This window comes from Terrabacter sp. LjRoot27, assembly GCF_964254175.1.
Taxonomy (GTDB): domain Bacteria; phylum Actinomycetota; class Actinomycetes; order Actinomycetales; family Dermatophilaceae; genus Terrabacter.
On record NZ_CAXUSS020000001.1, the window covers coordinates 238476 to 252932 of the forward strand.

The 14457-nt window shown below is 71.7% G+C and carries 9 protein-coding genes; 7 read left to right on the forward strand and 2 right to left on the reverse strand.

Annotated elements, in window-relative coordinates:
- Positions 1-9 precede the first annotated feature (9 nt).
- From ACSQ2D_RS01030 to ACSQ2D_RS01055, 6 genes are all read left to right on the forward strand, one after another.
- The gene (locus ACSQ2D_RS01030) at positions 10-1272 is read left to right on the forward strand and encodes an ABC transporter substrate-binding protein (protein WP_435984163.1); all 1263 of its coding nucleotides are present in this window, start codon (positions 10-12) and stop codon (positions 1270-1272) included.
- Positions 1273-1369: 97 nt separating this feature from the next.
- Positions 1370-3676: a TIM-barrel domain-containing protein gene (locus ACSQ2D_RS01035; protein WP_435984164.1), complete on the forward strand. Its 2307-nt coding sequence runs from the start codon at positions 1370-1372 to the stop codon at positions 3674-3676.
- Entirely contained in the window at positions 3673-5994 is a 2322-nt protein-coding gene (locus tag ACSQ2D_RS01040; RefSeq protein ID WP_435984165.1) for a TIM-barrel domain-containing protein, read from the forward strand. The genes ACSQ2D_RS01035 and ACSQ2D_RS01040 overlap by 4 nt, the downstream gene beginning before the upstream one ends.
- A 155-nt stretch (positions 5995-6149) precedes the next feature.
- Complete coding sequence (locus ACSQ2D_RS01045) at positions 6150-7118, forward strand: cation diffusion facilitator family transporter (RefSeq protein ID WP_435984166.1); 969 nt, start codon at positions 6150-6152, stop codon at positions 7116-7118.
- A gap of 107 nt (positions 7119-7225) precedes the next feature.
- The gene (locus tag ACSQ2D_RS01050) at positions 7226-7534 is read left to right on the forward strand and encodes a PadR family transcriptional regulator (RefSeq protein ID WP_435984167.1); all 309 of its coding nucleotides are present in this window, start codon (positions 7226-7228) and stop codon (positions 7532-7534) included.
- Entirely contained in the window at positions 7531-7911 is a 381-nt protein-coding gene (locus ACSQ2D_RS01055; protein ID WP_435984168.1) for a hypothetical protein, read from the forward strand. Before ACSQ2D_RS01050 ends, ACSQ2D_RS01055 begins: the two co-directional genes overlap by 4 nt.
- Positions 7912-7976: 65 nt before the next feature.
- Here the strand turns inward: ACSQ2D_RS01055 and ACSQ2D_RS01060 are convergent, their stop codons facing one another.
- Positions 7977-9608 (reverse strand): DUF222 domain-containing protein, encoded by a 1632-nt coding sequence (locus ACSQ2D_RS01060; RefSeq protein WP_435984169.1) that lies wholly within the window; start codon positions 9606-9608, stop codon positions 7977-7979.
- Between the two features lie 187 nt (positions 9609-9795).
- Between ACSQ2D_RS01060 and ACSQ2D_RS01065 the strand changes: the two genes are divergently transcribed.
- Entirely contained in the window at positions 9796-13380 is a 3585-nt protein-coding gene (locus ACSQ2D_RS01065) for a hypothetical protein (protein WP_435984170.1), read from the forward strand.
- 13 nt (positions 13381-13393) lie between these two features.
- Here ACSQ2D_RS01065 and ACSQ2D_RS01070 read toward each other — a convergent pair whose 3' ends face one another.
- Positions 13394-14425 carry a LacI family DNA-binding transcriptional regulator gene (locus ACSQ2D_RS01070; protein ID WP_435984171.1) on the reverse strand — a complete coding sequence of 344 codons (1032 nt, stop codon included), beginning with the start codon at positions 14423-14425 and terminating at the stop codon, positions 13394-13396.
- Positions 14426-14457: the final 32 nt, after the last annotated feature.

Here is a 14457-nt window from a genome sequence, read left to right on the forward strand (position 1 = left end):
GGCACACCCATGAAGATCACCGCCAGGCGCAGCGCCGCGCCTGTCATCGCCGGCCTCGTGCTGGCGCTCGGCGCCTGCGCCCAGGGCTCCGCGACGACCGGGACGGCGCCGGCCACGGCCGGCGGCCCGGTGACGGTCCGCTACATGAACTTCTCGGCCAACGGCGGCCACGAGAAGGACCTCGACACGATCAAGGCCGCCTTCGAGAAGGCGAACCCGACGATCAAGGTCCAGATCGAGACGACGCCCTACGACGCGTACTTCACCAAGCTGCAGACCGCGGTCGCGGGCGGCACGGCCGGTGACTCCTTCGAGCTGAACTACGAGAACTTCGTGACGTACACGAAGAGCGGCGCCCTCGCCGAGCTGACCGGTGTCGACGGCGCGGCCTACAAGCCGTCGCTGCTCGAGGCGTTCCAGAGCGACGGCAAGCAGTACGGCCTGCCCGAGTCGTTCAGCAACGTCGTCCTCTTCTTCAACAAGGACCTCTTCAAGGCCAAGGGCGTCGCCGAGCCGACCGCCGACTGGACGTGGACCGACGAGCAGGCCGCCGCGGCCAAGCTCACCGACAAGGCCAAGGGCGTCTGGGGCGACTACCAGCCGATCAGCTTCTTCGAGTTCTACAAGACGCTGGCCCAGTCCGGCGGCGAGTTCCTCAACGCCGACAAGACGGCGTCGACGTTCAACTCCGACGCCGGCAAGCAGGCCGCGACCTTCCTCGTCGCCAAGGCCGGCAAGACGATGCCGACCGAGGCCGACGGTGCGGGCACGCCCGACTTCGACTCCAAGCTCTTCAAGAGCGGCAAGCTCGCCATGTGGCACACCGGCATCTGGATGTTCTCCGGCAACGCCGACGCTCCCTTCGCGTGGGACGTCGCCGTCGAGCCGGGCAACACGGCCAAGGCGTCGGCGATGTTCACCAACGGTGCTGTCGTCTCGGCGACGAGCAAGAACAAGGAGGCGGCCCAGAAGTGGGTCAGCTACCTCACGAGCTCGGACGTCATGACCGATCTGCGCCTCAAGACGAGCTGGGAGCTGCCGCCCGTCGCCGACGAGGCCAAGCTCGCGACCTACCTCGAGGCGGGCAAGCCGGAGAACCGTCAGGCCGTCTTCGACTCGCTCGACGCCACGGTCCTGCCACCCGTCATCGAGCGCCAGCAGGAGCTCCAGGACGCCGTCACGAAGGAGCTGACCGCGGCCGCGGCCGGCCGCAAGACGGTCGACCAGGCCCTCGCCGACGCGCAGAAGGCCGTCGACGCGCTCCTCACGTAGGACCCGTCCGACAGCGACGCGGTCACTCGAGCTGTGAGCCCCACACCCTCGAGTGGCCGCGTCGCCGCACCCGTACCCACCTCCACCCGAGAGACCCATGAGCACCCTCATCACGCACCGTCCGCACGGCATCGAGCACCCGTATGCCGTCTCGCCCGACCAGCGCGTCCCCGTCCGGCCGCACGTGGGCCGGACCACGACCCTCGGGGTGCAGTGCGCGCCCGACGTGACCTCGGTGGTCTGCGAGTGGCGCGCCCGCGACGCCGGGGAGGCTGGTGAGGCCGACGTCGTCCGGCTCGAGCTGTCGCCGGTGACGGCCAGCGCGGCCGACGCCGCGGCCCTCGCCGGGGGAGAGGGCCACCTCGCCGAGGCGCAGGCCGCGTCGATCGGCGGCGAGGGGGCGTGGGCCGTCGAGTCGCCCGCGCTGGACTCGGAGGACGGGTACGCCTACCGCTTCGTCGCCACGACTGATGAGGGTCAGGTGGAGGAGACGGACTGGTTCGAGGTCGCCCCGGTGCGCTGGGTCGCCGAGCTGCCCGGGGGCTTCGACGGGTCGGTCGCCGTGGAGGGCGACCGGCTCGTCGAGGGGTCCGTCGAGTGGCTCGTGTCGGTCGACGGCATCCACCGCGCGCGGCTCGCGCTGCGGCTGAACGAGGGCGACCACGTCGTCGGCTTCGGTGAGCGCTTCGACCACCTCGACCAGTCCGGGCGCCGGCTCGACGCCGTCGTCTTCGAGCAGTACAAGTCGCAGGGCGTGCACGGGCGCACCTACCTGCCGATGCCCTTCGCCCACGTCGTCGGGGGCGACGGCGACGCTCCCGGTTGGGGCTTCCACGTGCGCACGTCGCGGCGGACCTGGTTCGACTGCGGCGTCACGGCGCCCGACCGGCTGGTCGTCGAGGTCGCGCTCGGCGGCACGACGTCGGAGTCCGTCGACGTCGCCGTCACCGAGGGCACCCCGACCGAGGTGCTGCGCGCCTTCCTCGACGAGGTCGGTCGCGCCGAGGAGCTGCCGTCGTGGGTCTTCCGGCTCTGGGCCTCGGGCAACGAGTGGAACACCCAGGCCCTCGTCACCGAGCGGATGGACAGCCACCGCGAGCTCGACATCCCCGTCGGCGTCATCGTCATCGAGGCGTGGAGCGACGAGGAGGGCATCATGCTCTTCCGTGACGCAACCTACGACCCGCGCCCGGACGGGTCGCCCTTCGCCCTCTCCGACTTCACCTTCCCGGCCGACGGCGCGTGGCCCGACCCCAAGGCGATGGTCGACGACCTGCACGCCCGCGGCATCAAGGTCATCCTCTGGCAGATCCCACTCCTCAAGACGGCGCTCTCGGAGGATGGACTGCACGAGCAGGTCCTCGCGGAGGGCGAGGCCATGGTCCGCGAGGGTCACGCGGTCCGCGAGGCCGACGGGACGGCATACCTCAACCGCGGCTGGTGGTTCCCGAAGTCGCTCATGCCCGACCTGTCGACCCAGCGCACCCGCGACTGGTGGACCGCGAAGCGGGACTACCTCGTGCGCGACCTCGGCATCGACGGCTTCAAGACCGACGGCGGTGAGCACGCGTGGGGCCACGACCTCGGCTACGCCGACGGCCGCGCCGGCGACGAGGGCAACAACCTCTACCCGGTGCACTACGCCCGGGCCTTCGGTGACCTGCTGCGCAAGCACGGCAAGCCACCGATCACATTCTCCCGCAGTGGTTTCAGCGGCTCGCAGGCGCACGGCGTCTTCTGGGCCGGCGACGAGGACTCGACGTGGGAGGCCTTCCGGCACTCCGTGACCGCGGGTCTGACGGCCGCGTCGTGCGGCATCGTCTACTGGGGGTGGGACCTCGCCGGCTTCTCCGGTCCGGTGCCCGACGCCGAGCTCTACCTCCGGGCGGCGGGCGCGTCGGCGTTCATGCCGGTCATGCAGTACCACTCGGAGTTCAACCACCACCAGCTCCCGCTGCGTGACCGCACGCCGTGGCACGTCGCCGAGCAGACCGGCGACGACCGGGTCGTTCCCGTCTTCCGCGAGCTCGCCTGGCTGCGTGAGCGACTCGTCGACTACCTCGCCGCGTCGGCCGCCACGACGGTCGCGACGGACGTGCCACTCATGCGCCCGCTCTTCTTCGACCACCCCGGCTCCGCGGAGGTCTGGGAGCACCCGCAGCAGTGGATGCTCGGGGCCGACCTGCTCGTCAGTCCGGTGACGGAGCCCGGCGTGACGACGTGGCCGGTGTGGCTGCCGGAGGGCGAGTGGGTCGACGTCTGGACCGGCGATCCCGTCGCGGGCGGACAGGTCGTGGAGCGCGACGTCCCGATCGACGTCGTGCCGGTGTGGTGCCGTGCGGAGGCCTGGCCGTCGCTGGCGGCTGTGTTCGACAAGAGCTTCGATGACAGGGTGGATGCATGAGGACCGACCACTTCATCCGATTCGAGCGCGTCGACTCCGTCGAGGAGACGTCCCGCGGGCTGCTCGCGCGACTGCACGGGGAGGCGCTGCGCATCGACGCGGTGCGACCCGACGTCGTGCGCGTCCAGCTGAGCCGCGGCGGCGTCTTCGACGAGAAGCCGACGTATGCCGTGTGCGTCGACCCGCTGGAGGGTGACGTCACGTGGCGGGCGGAGCAGACGGAGTCGGAGGCGGGCTCCGCGTGGCGGCTCGTCACCGACGACCTCGTCGTGACGCTCTGGCTCGACCCGTTCCGCGTCGACGTGCACCGCACCGACGGGTCGGTCGTCATCGAGTCCACGCCGGACTCGGAGGGCCGCTACTGGACCTACGCCACGCTCAACGACGCGTGGACGACGCGCCGCCGGATCGGGCGCGACGACGCGATCTACGGTCTCGGCGAGAAGGGCGGCCACCACAACCGGCGCGGCCGCGACTTCACGATGTGGAACACCGACGTCCTCAACGAGCACGCGACGGCCGAGTTCCGGGCGGGCCTGTCCGCGGACGACCCGCGCGCCGACATGACGAGCGCCGAGTTCGACCCGTATTACGTGACGATCCCGTTCTTCTACCAGCGCGACGCCGCCTCCGGTGCCGTGGCCGGCTCGTTCGTCGACAACGGCTACCGCGGTGAGTACGAGTTCAGTCGCGAGGACGAGTACCGCGTCACCTTCCACGGCGGTCAGTGGACGGAGTACGTCTTCGCCGGACCGTCGATGGCGAGCATCCTCGAGCGCTACACGTGGCTCACCGGCCGTGCGTCGCTGCCTCCGATCTGGGCGCTCGGCTACCACCACTGCCGCTGGCACGCGTACAAGCAGCAGGACGTCGAGGTCATCGCCAGGCGCTACCGCGACGACGAGTTCCCTTGTGACGGCATCTGGCTCGACATCGACTACATGGACGGCTACCGCGTCTTCACGTGGGACTCGGAGCGCTTCCCGGACCCGGCGGGGATGCTCAAGGGCCTGGCCAACCAGGGCTACCGGGCCATCACCATCGTCGACCCGGGCGTCAAGCACGACCCCGGCTACGCCGTCTACGACGACGGGCTCGAGCAGGACGTCTTCTGCCGCACCGAGGGTGGCGACACCTACATCGGCCAGGTCTGGCCGGGCAACACGGTCTTCCCGGACTTCGCGACCCCGGAGGCCCGGTCGTGGTGGGGCGCGCTTAACGCCAGGCACGTCGAGTCGGGGCTGGCGGGGATCTGGAACGACATGAACGAGCCCGCGACGGGCGAGATCGCCCCGCAGGCGATGCTCTTCGACAAGGGGCGCGCCAAGCACGAGCGCTTCCACAACCAGTACGCGCTGCTCATGGCGATGGGCACGATCGAGGGCCTGCGGGCCGCTCAGCCGGACGCGCGTACCTTCATCCTGTCGCGCGCCGGCTTCGCGGGCATCCAGCGCTACGCCGCGAACTGGATGGGTGACAACCAGGCCCGCTGGGACCACCTGTGGGTGAGCATGCCGATGGCGTGCGGCTTCGGCCTCTCGGGACAGCCCTTCGTCGGCGCCGACATCGGCGGCTTCCAGGGCGACACGAACCCCGAGCTCTTCCTGCGCTGGATGCAGATGGGCGCGCTGACTCCCTTCTGCCGCAACCACTCCGAGACGAACAACATCGACCAGTACCCGTGGTCGTTCGGTCCCGAGATCCACGACCTCGCCCGCGAGGCCGTCCGGTTGCGCTATCGGCTCATGCCCTACATCTACTCGGCGTTCGTGCGGGCGACGGAGACGGGTGAGCCGGTGCAGCGCCCGCTCGTCCTCGACCACCAGTACGATCCGAACGTCGTCGACCTCGACGACCAGTACCTCTTCGGCCGCGACCTGCTCGTCGCGCCGGTGACGGAGCAGGGCCAGACGTCGCGCACCGTCTACCTCCCCGAGGGCGACTGGTACGACTGGCACACCGGCGAGCTGCACCCCGGCGGCCAGCGGATCACCGTCGAGACGCCGCTCGAGCGCCTGCCGCTCTACGCCCGCGCCGGGGCCGCGATCCCCATGTGGGCCGAGGCGCCCGTGTCGACCGACGGCTACCGGCCCGAGTCGGTCGAGCTGCACGTCTTCGACCCGGTCGTCGACGGGCGCTGGGAGTCGGTGCTCGTCGAGGACGACGGCCTCACGGTGGCCGACGGCGAGGCCGAGCGCCTCACGACGACCGTCGTCGTCGAGCGGGCCGCGGGCGAGGTGACCGTCGCGCACGAGACGTCGGGCCCCGGGTATGCCGGTCACGCGCGCACTCGCTTCGACGTCGTGCGCCACAGCTGAGCCGAGCGGGGCGGTGCCGTTCGCCGGGATCGAGGCGAACGGCATACGCCCCCACCGGGTATGCCGCGGGGGACCCGAGCGCCCACAGAGCGCCCACGGAGCGCCCAGCTGGGCGCCCCTTGAGCGGGTGACCCCCGAGCGGAAGACTGGCGAGCATGGCTGACACGGCGGAGCGCGAGCAGGGCCAGAAGAGCGAGAGCCTGCTCACCGTCATCATCGCGCTGGCGATGAACGCCCTGATCGCCGTGGCGAAGTCGGTCGTCGCGATCATCACCGGGTCGGCGTCGATGGTGGCGGAGGCCGCGCACTCGTGGGCCGACGCGGGCAACGAGATCTTCCTGCTCATCGCGGAGCGGCGGGCGGGGCAGCCGCGGGACTCGACGCACCCCTTCGGCTACGGGCGCGAGGCGTACGTCTGGTCGATGTTCGCGGCGTTCGGGCTCTTCGGCGCCGGCGCCGTCGTGTCGGTGTGGCACGGCATCTCGGTGCTCGGCCACGAGGAGCCGGAGACGTCGTACACGTGGGCGTATGCCGTGCTCGCCATCGCCTTCGTGCTCGAGAGCGTCTCGTTCGTCCAGGCGACGCGGCAGACCCGGTCGGAGGCGCGGGCCCGCGGACTGCGGCCGCTCAAGTTCATCGCCAACACGTCGAACCCGACGCTGCGCGCGGTCTTCGCCGAGGACGCAGCGGCTCTCATCGGCCTCGTCATCGCGGGGCTCGGCATCTTCCTGCACCAGGTCACCGGCAACGCCGTCTGGGATGCGATCGGCTCGATCCTCGTCGGGCTGCTGCTCGGCGTCGTCGCGATCTTCCTCATCGGGCGCAACCGCGACTACCTCGTCGGGCAGGCCGTGCGGCCGGAGCTGTGGGAGCGCGCGTTCGACGCGCTGAGCGGCAGCCCCGGGGTCGAGCGCGTGACCTTCCTGCACCTCGAGTTTATCGGTCCGGGGCGCGTCTTCCTCGTCGCGGCCGTCGACCTCACCGGCAACGACACGGAGTCGGAGGTGGCCGACCGGCTCGCGGCGCTCGGGCACGAGGTCGAGAAGCACGACCTCGTCGAGCTCGCGATGATCACGCTGTCGCGCACGGACGCACCGAGCCTCGAGCGGCCGACGGTCTCCTGACGTCGGCAGTGCAGGAGTCGCGGCCGGGTGACGGTGTCGTGACTGCGGGTGCAAGGGGCTTGTCGCCACGGCGTACCCCTAGGTAGAGTACGACTATGCCTCCGCGCATGACCATCGCCACTCGGTTGGTCCTCGGCGTCCTGATGAGCGACCTCGGGGCGGAGTGGTACGGCTCGCAGATCGGCAAGGTCGCGGGCCTGCCGAGCGGGACGGTCCACCCGATCCTGGCGCGCCTCGAGCGCGTGGGTTGGCTGGAGTCCTCCTGGGAGGACATCGATCCCAGCAGGGAGGGACGGCCGGCGCGCAGGTACTACCGCCTGACGGAGTCCGGCGGCAGGCAGGCGCAGCAGGCCCTGACGGCTGCGCGTCGACCGCAGTCCGGTTTTGCCGTGATGCCCAAGGAGGGGTTGTCATGAGAAGGAAGCAGCAGCGGGGATCGATCCGGTTTGCCGTGGCGGCGATGGAACGCGCGACCAACGGCCTCCCCTCCGAGGCGCGCAACCGCTACCACGACGAGCTCGTCGCCGAGATGCACGACCTCGGACGCATCGCCGCGTGGCGCTACGCGGTCGGGGTCGCCGCCTCGGCGTCGTCGATGCACGCGGCCCTCACCGACGGCGGCCCGCAGCCTGAGCCTGCGCCCCGCCGCGTGCTGGGGTGCCGCACCAACACGCACCACGTGTGGAGGACGACCCACACCACGGACGGCCAGCTCTACCGTGCCTGCGCTCGCTGCGGCAAGGAGTACGTGAACACCGGCACCGCTGGCGTCATCGGCGGCGGCGGCGCCTGAGCCTTCGGAGCGCTGCGGACGTGCCGGCGACCCCGCCACGGTCGGCGGGGTGTGGGGCGCGGCCGTCAGGTGTGCCAGGTGACGCCGGTGGCGGTGACCGTCGCCGTGAGGTCGCGCTCGTGGACCTCGGTGTGGTGCCGCTGGCAGAGCAGGGCGGCGTTGCTGACGCACGTGCGGCCGCCGTGTCGCCAGTGGACGACGTGGTGGGCGTCGCACCAGGTCGCGGGGACCGTGCACCCGTCGAAGCTGCAGCCCTGGTCGCGCGCGATGAGGGCGAGGCGCTGACCGCGGGTGAAGAGGCGTTGACTGCGCCCCACGTCGAGCGGCTCGCTCTCGCGACCGAGCACCATGGGGATGATCTCGGCGTCGCAGGCCATCCGGCGCACCACACCCGGCGACAGCACGTCGCCCGTCAGGGTCGTGCCGCAACGGGACGAGCTGCGGCGGCGGAACGACTCGGGGACGTCCGGCTCGAGGTCGGACACGAGGCTCTCGAGGTCGATGAGGACGACGACCTTGGCCTTGTCTGTGGTCGGGACGCCGTCGGCCGAGGCGACCCCGCGCTGCACCATCGTCAGCAGGCCGTCCATCCGGCGTCGCGCGGGAGTGCGGTCGTCGGGGGTGACCGTGTGGCCGTGCTCGTCCTTCTCGGGGCAGGGGATCGAGAGCGGGTCGATCGCAGACCTGAGGACGGCGGCGCCCTCCGGGTCGAGCACGCCACGCAGACCGACCATGCCCGTCGCGTTGGGCGGGGTGAACCAGAGCCCACGCGCCTCGCGCCGCCCCCGGTCGAGGCGGTCCTCGTCGCGCGGCGGGCGGACCTGCTCGGAGTGGTGCCGGACGAGTCGGGCGAGCTCCTCGGGTCGCAGCTGGGGCGCCTGGTCGGTGAGGTCGGCCAGTGCGGTCGTGAGGTCGTCGGGGTCGGCCACGGGGCTCGTGCGCTGGTCGAAGTCGACGATCTGCGCGGCGTTGCCGACCGTGACCTGCTGGGTGGCCACGAGCAGACGCAGTCGCGCCCACCGTGCCTCGGCCAGGGCGGTGCCGACGGTGACGAACGCCCTGGCCTGACCGGCAGTCAGGCTCGGGTCGTGGCTGCGCAGCCAGTCGGTGCGCGACAAGCCATCGGGTGCCTCGATGCCGCGCGACACGAGCTCGGAGACGATGGTGACGAGGGTGACCTCGTGCGTGCGCCGCTGACGTGCAACTCGCTCGGCCGCGGCGGTGAGCTCGGCCTCGGCATGGCGGGTCAGCCCCAGCCCGGCCGCGGCCTCGACGACGATGGCCTCGTCGACGCCCGCCGAGGCGACACCCCCCGCGTCGACGCCCGCCGAGGCGCCCGCGCGAGCCGAGGTCGCCTCGACCCACGCGGGGTCGTCGACCATCTGCTCGTAGTCGCCTGCGTCGAGCCACCTCGGGTGCCGCAGGTCCAGCTGCTCGAGTGAGTCCCCGTCGGCTGCCGCCAGGCCCGACCACGGGCCGGCCGCTCGGCGCTCAGGACGAGCAGCAGGTGCCACGCGTCGCGCTCGACGCCCGGCCCGCGCAGACCGCGCGTCGGGCTCGGACGGAGGAGACGGCATACGCCCCGCGAAGCGCTCCCAGAACCCGCCCTCGGCTGCGCCGCCCGTGGCGCGCTGTCGCGCCTCGAGGTCGGTGAGCCGGCTCCTCAGGAGCTCGAGCATCGTGGGTTCGCCTGCCATGAAACGACTCTAGACGCGACCACCGACAGTGCCGCGACCCTCGCTGTCGCGCTCGTGGCGTGTGCCGGGGGCCGCGTTTCCGTCCCACGCCACGGTTCGTCGGTGAATCGTCCCGTGCAGGGCGCGCCTGCCCCTATCCTGAGCCCGCCGCACCACGGTGGGCGGCTCGACACAGGGGATCCAACGCATGCCCACTCTGCGCGCCGTCGCGGCTGCCTTCGCGGCGTCCTTGACGCTGACCACCATCGTCGCCTCGCCCTCGTCGGCGATGACGTATGCCGTCCCGAACGCGGGCGCGCCCGCTCGCGCGGCGACGGCGTCCTCGACGGCACCTGCCTCGGGAGACGTGTCCCAGGTCCGTCGCGAGCGCGCCGGCTCGGTGGATCGCACGACGGCGACCCGTGCGGCGGCCCTGACCGGCTCGACCGCCACCGCGCCGCAGCGCACCCCGCGAACGACGTCCTCGGACTCGACGTCCGCTGACGACGCCACGGCTGCCCCGGCACCGACCGAGGGAGCCCGCACGGCCACGGCCACCGGCGCGGTCTCGGCGGCATCGCTCCCCGGCGGCATGCACGCGCTGCCGGCGCACCGCCTCCTCGACACCCGCACCGGCCTCGGCGCCACCAAGGCAGCGGTGGCCGCGGGGACGAGCGTCTCGTTCCAGGTGAACGGACGCGAGGGCGTCCCCGCGACCGGGGTCGGCGCCGTGGCGCTGACGCTCACGGTCGTGTCCCCGACCGGCCCGGGGTTCGTGACGGCATACGCCGCTGGTTCGCCGGTGCCGACGGCGTCCTCGCTCAACTACGCGACGGGTGACCTCGCGACCAACCTCGTCGTCACCCGGCTGTCCGCCGACGGTCGCGCGGAGCTGCGCGTCGGCGGCTCCGGGTCGGCGCAGCTGCTCGCTGAGGTCGTCGGCTGGGTCGAGGCCGGCGACGCGACCGAGCCGGGCGCATACTCCCCGCTCGCACCGAAGCGGCTCCTCGACACCCGCGACGGGACGGGCGCCGCCAAGGGCATCCTGACGGGCGGCACCACGGTGACGCTGCCCGTGGCCGGCCGTGGTGGCGTGCCCTCCGCCGGTGCCGGCGCCGTGGTCCTCAACGTCACCGCGGTCGGGGGCACGGCCTCCGGCTTCCTCACGGTCGGGCCGACGCTGAGCGGCACGGTGACGACGTCGAGCCTCAACTACGCCACGGGCCAGGTGCGCGCCAACCTCGTGCTCGTGCCCCTCTCGGACACCGGCTCGGTCGACCTGCGGGTCACGAGCAACGGGTCGGTCCACGCCATCGCCGACGTCGTCGGCTGGGTGCGTGCGGGCACTCCCGCGACCGACGGCGCCATGTCCGCGGTCGCCCCGGCTCGCCTGCTCGACACGCGGACGGACGGCGGCGGCCCCGTCGGGAACGAAGGGTGGGCCGAGATCCAGGTCACCGGCTACGCCGGGGTGCCGTATGCCGGTGTGCACGCAGTCCTGCTCAACGTCACCGCGACGCGGGCCACGGCGCAGGGGCGCGTCAGCGTGCTCCCGGGGGCGAGCAACCTGCCGACCGGATCGCAGATGCAGTTCACCAAGAGCCGCAACGACGCCAACCTCGTGCTCGCTCCGGTGTCGCCCGACGGCTGGGTCGACCTCCTCGTGCAGTCCTCGGGCACGGTCGACCTCGTCGCCGACGTCGTCGGCTACGTGACCGGTCAGCCCGTCGACACGATGGAGCCGTCGTCCGTCACGTCGCTCGTCACGACCAAGCCGACGAAGAACTCGGTGACGCTGACCTGGCAGAACCCGACGGACGCCGACCTCACCGGCGTCACGATCCGTCGCGTCGTCGACGGCGCGACGACGGGCGACCCGTTCGAGGGCACCGTCGTCGCCGAGACCACCGGCACGACGTTCACGGACCAGAACCTGACGCCCGGCACGACCTACGGCTACTCCGTCTGGGCGCACGACTCCTTCCCGAACATCTCCGCCCCGGTCGAGATCACGGCCACCACCACGCCCCTCGTGTGGTCGGCGCCCGTGCGTGTGGCGCCCTACCTCGGCGCCCCTCGGACGGTTGCGTGCGTGACGACCACATGGTGCATGGCCGGCGACAGCTCCGGTCAGGTCCTCACGTGGAACGGCACCGCCTGGAGCGCCCCGAAGCGGGTCGTCACGCCCGCTGACACCGACACGGACGGCGGCATCTCGTCGCTGTCATGCGTGTCGTCGTCGTTCTGCATGGCGGTCGCGGACCACGGCGGGGTCGTCACCTACCGCAGCGGCGTGTGGAGCGCCCTCACCCGGATCAAGAGCTCGACCGGTGCTGAGCTCGTCGCTGCCTCGGTCGACTGCACGTCCGCCACCTTCTGCATGGCCGTGGGCATGGACGAGAGCTGGAAGAGCTGGACGGCACGCTACAACGGCACGTCCTGGACGACCGCCACCACGATCACGGCCTCCGTCGGCCAGGTCGACTGCGTCTCGACGAGCTTCTGCATGGCCGTCGGGCAGGACATGTATGCCGCCGGGTGGGCGGCGCGCTGGAACGGCAGCACGTGGACGTCGACGAAGATCCAGCCGAGCGGCGCGTCGACGTACGACGTGTCGTGCACGAGCGCCACCTTCTGCATGGCCACCTCGAGCGGCGGCCTGTCGGTCCGCTGGGACGGGTCGTCGTGGAAGGTCCTGCCGACCTTCGACTCCACCAATGGTTTCCAGGGCTACGACGTCTCGTGCACCTCGACGGCGTTCTGCATCACCGCCGACTATCAGCGCGGCTACTCGCGGTGGAACGGCACGACCTGGAGCAGGGTCACCGCCTTCGGCTCGCCCCGAGGATTCTCGCTGTCCTGCGTCTCCACGACGTGCATCGGCGTGGAGTCCCAAGGGCGCTACACCCGCTTCAACGGCTCGTCGTGGTCGGCTCTGGCCAGCTTCGACGCGACCCGTGGGGGCATCGTCGACCTCGCGTGCGGCGCGGCGACGAGCTGCCTCGCCACGGACGAGCGCGGCAAGGCCTACCGCTGGAACGGCACGGCGTGGGCGGCGCCGGTCACCATCTCGTACGTCGCCTCGAGCGCGAGCTGCGCCAGCTCGACGTGGTGCCTCACGAACGTCTCCTCGGCGCGCACGTGGCGCACCCTGAGCGGGTCCACCTGGTCGGCCAACGGGACCGCTCCTGCCGATCTCGGCGACCCCGACTGCCTGGTGGCGGGGTGGTGCGTCGCGTTCGACCCGTTCGGCCACGTCAGCACCTTCAACGGCACCTCGTGGAGCGCCTACAAGACGGTCTTCACCTTCAACGGCGGGGCGCCGACCGCGGTCGACTGCCTGAGCAAGACCTTCTGCATCGCCGTCCACGGCGGCAACGGCTACTGGTCGCGGTGGAACGGGTCGACGTGGTCGGCGCCGAAGGATCTGGCGAGCGGCACCGAGCGCAGCGCCGTCGTGTCGTGCGCGTCGACGACGATGTGCCTCGCCGTCGACGAGGGTGGCACGAGCCTGCGGTTCGACGGGACGACGTGGCGCCGCCTCGCCGCCCCCACGGACTTCCAGCTGGAGGGCACCTACGACGTGGCCTGCCCGGCGACGAGCTTCTGCTCGGCACTGCTCACCGGCGGCTCGGTCGCGACGTTCAACGGGACGGCGTGGAACGCGGCCACCCAGGAGACGGGCCTCTACGACGTCTGGGACAAGCCCGCCGACCGTGTCTACGAGCTCGAGTGCCCGTCGACGTACGCGTGCGTCGTGGCCGGCCGCGTCAAGGTCGTGACCTCGCACTGACGCCGGCGGGGCGTCAGGTGAGGTTGCGGATCGAGCCGCGCACCTGGACGGGCATCTCGACGAGGTGCTCCCCACCCGGCTCGTCGGGGCCGAGGACGAGCTCCATCGCCTTGCGGCCCATCTCCTCGTAGGGCAGCTTCGCGGTCGTCAGCGCGGGCCGGAGGTAGGAGGCGATCTCGTCGTCGTCGAAGGAGGCGATCGACACGTCGTCGGGGACGCGCAGGCCGTGCTCGCCCAACGCCTGGTAGGCGCCGAACGCCACGCGGTCGTTGAGGCAGAGCAGCGCGGTCACCGGGGCGCCCGACTCGAGCACCTGCTTGGTCCCGGAGTAGCCGTTCCACGGCTCCCAGGAGCCGACGTCGACGACGGCGACAGGTGTCGCGCCCGCCTCGGCCAGCGCCTCGTCGATGCCGGCGAAGCGCGCGCCGATGGTCACCGAGGAGCGTCTGTCGGCCGGGGCGCTCGGGGCGCTGCCGATGATGCCGATGCCCTCGCCGTGCCCCTGCTCGAGGAGCAGGCGCATCATGGCCCGACCGGCCTCGTGCTCGGCGGGCAGCACGGAGGCGTAGGTGTCGTCGCCGGCGCTGGTCGCGCTGTTGGCCGTGACGACGCGCATCGACTCGGGCAGCGGTGGCAGGTCGAGGAGGCGAGCGGCCATCGACCCGAACACGATGCCGTCGACCTGGCGGTCGACCATGAACTCGAGGGCCTTGGCCAGCTGCTTGGGGTGGTTGCCGGTCTCGGCGATGAGGACGGCGTGGTCACGCTCGTCGGCGACGTCGAGCAGGCCCCGGATCATCGCGGAGGCGAAGCGGGTGATCGTCACCTCGTCGGAGATGAAGCCGATGGTGCCGGTCGTGCCAAGGCGCAGGGAGCGGGCGGCCGGGTTGGGCCGGTAGTTCAGCTCGCGCGCCGCCTCGTGGATGCGGGCCACCGCGTCGGCCGACAGGCGTGAGCCGGGCCGGTCGTTGAGCACGAGGCTGACGGCCGTCTTGGACATCCCGGCCAGAGCGGCGACGTCGGCGAGCGTCGGTCGCTTGGTCACCTGCCACCCCTGTCGGTTCGTCGCATCGTCAC

Bases quoted from the DNA above. Each gene is read 5' to 3' on its own strand.
- ACSQ2D_RS01040 (WP_435984165.1), top strand. From the start codon at position 3,673: ATGAGGACCGACCACTTCATCCGATTCGAGCGCGTCGACTCCGTCGAG.
- ACSQ2D_RS01035 (WP_435984164.1), top strand. From the start codon at position 1,370: ATGAGCACCCTCATCACGCACCGTCCGCACGGCATCGAGCACCCGTAT.
- ACSQ2D_RS01065 (WP_435984170.1), top strand. From the start codon at position 9,796: ATGCCCACTCTGCGCGCCGTCGCGGCTGCCTTCGCGGCGTCCTTGACG.
- ACSQ2D_RS01050 (WP_435984167.1), top strand. From the start codon at position 7,226: ATGACCATCGCCACTCGGTTGGTCCTCGGCGTCCTGATGAGCGACCTC.
- ACSQ2D_RS01055 (WP_435984168.1), top strand. From the start codon at position 7,531: ATGAGAAGGAAGCAGCAGCGGGGATCGATCCGGTTTGCCGTGGCGGCG.
- ACSQ2D_RS01030 (WP_435984163.1), top strand. From the start codon at position 10: ATGAAGATCACCGCCAGGCGCAGCGCCGCGCCTGTCATCGCCGGCCTC.
- ACSQ2D_RS01045 (WP_435984166.1), top strand. From the start codon at position 6,150: ATGGCTGACACGGCGGAGCGCGAGCAGGGCCAGAAGAGCGAGAGCCTG.
- ACSQ2D_RS01060 (WP_435984169.1), bottom strand. From the start codon at position 9,608: ATGGCAGGCGAACCCACGATGCTCGAGCTCCTGAGGAGCCGGCTCACC.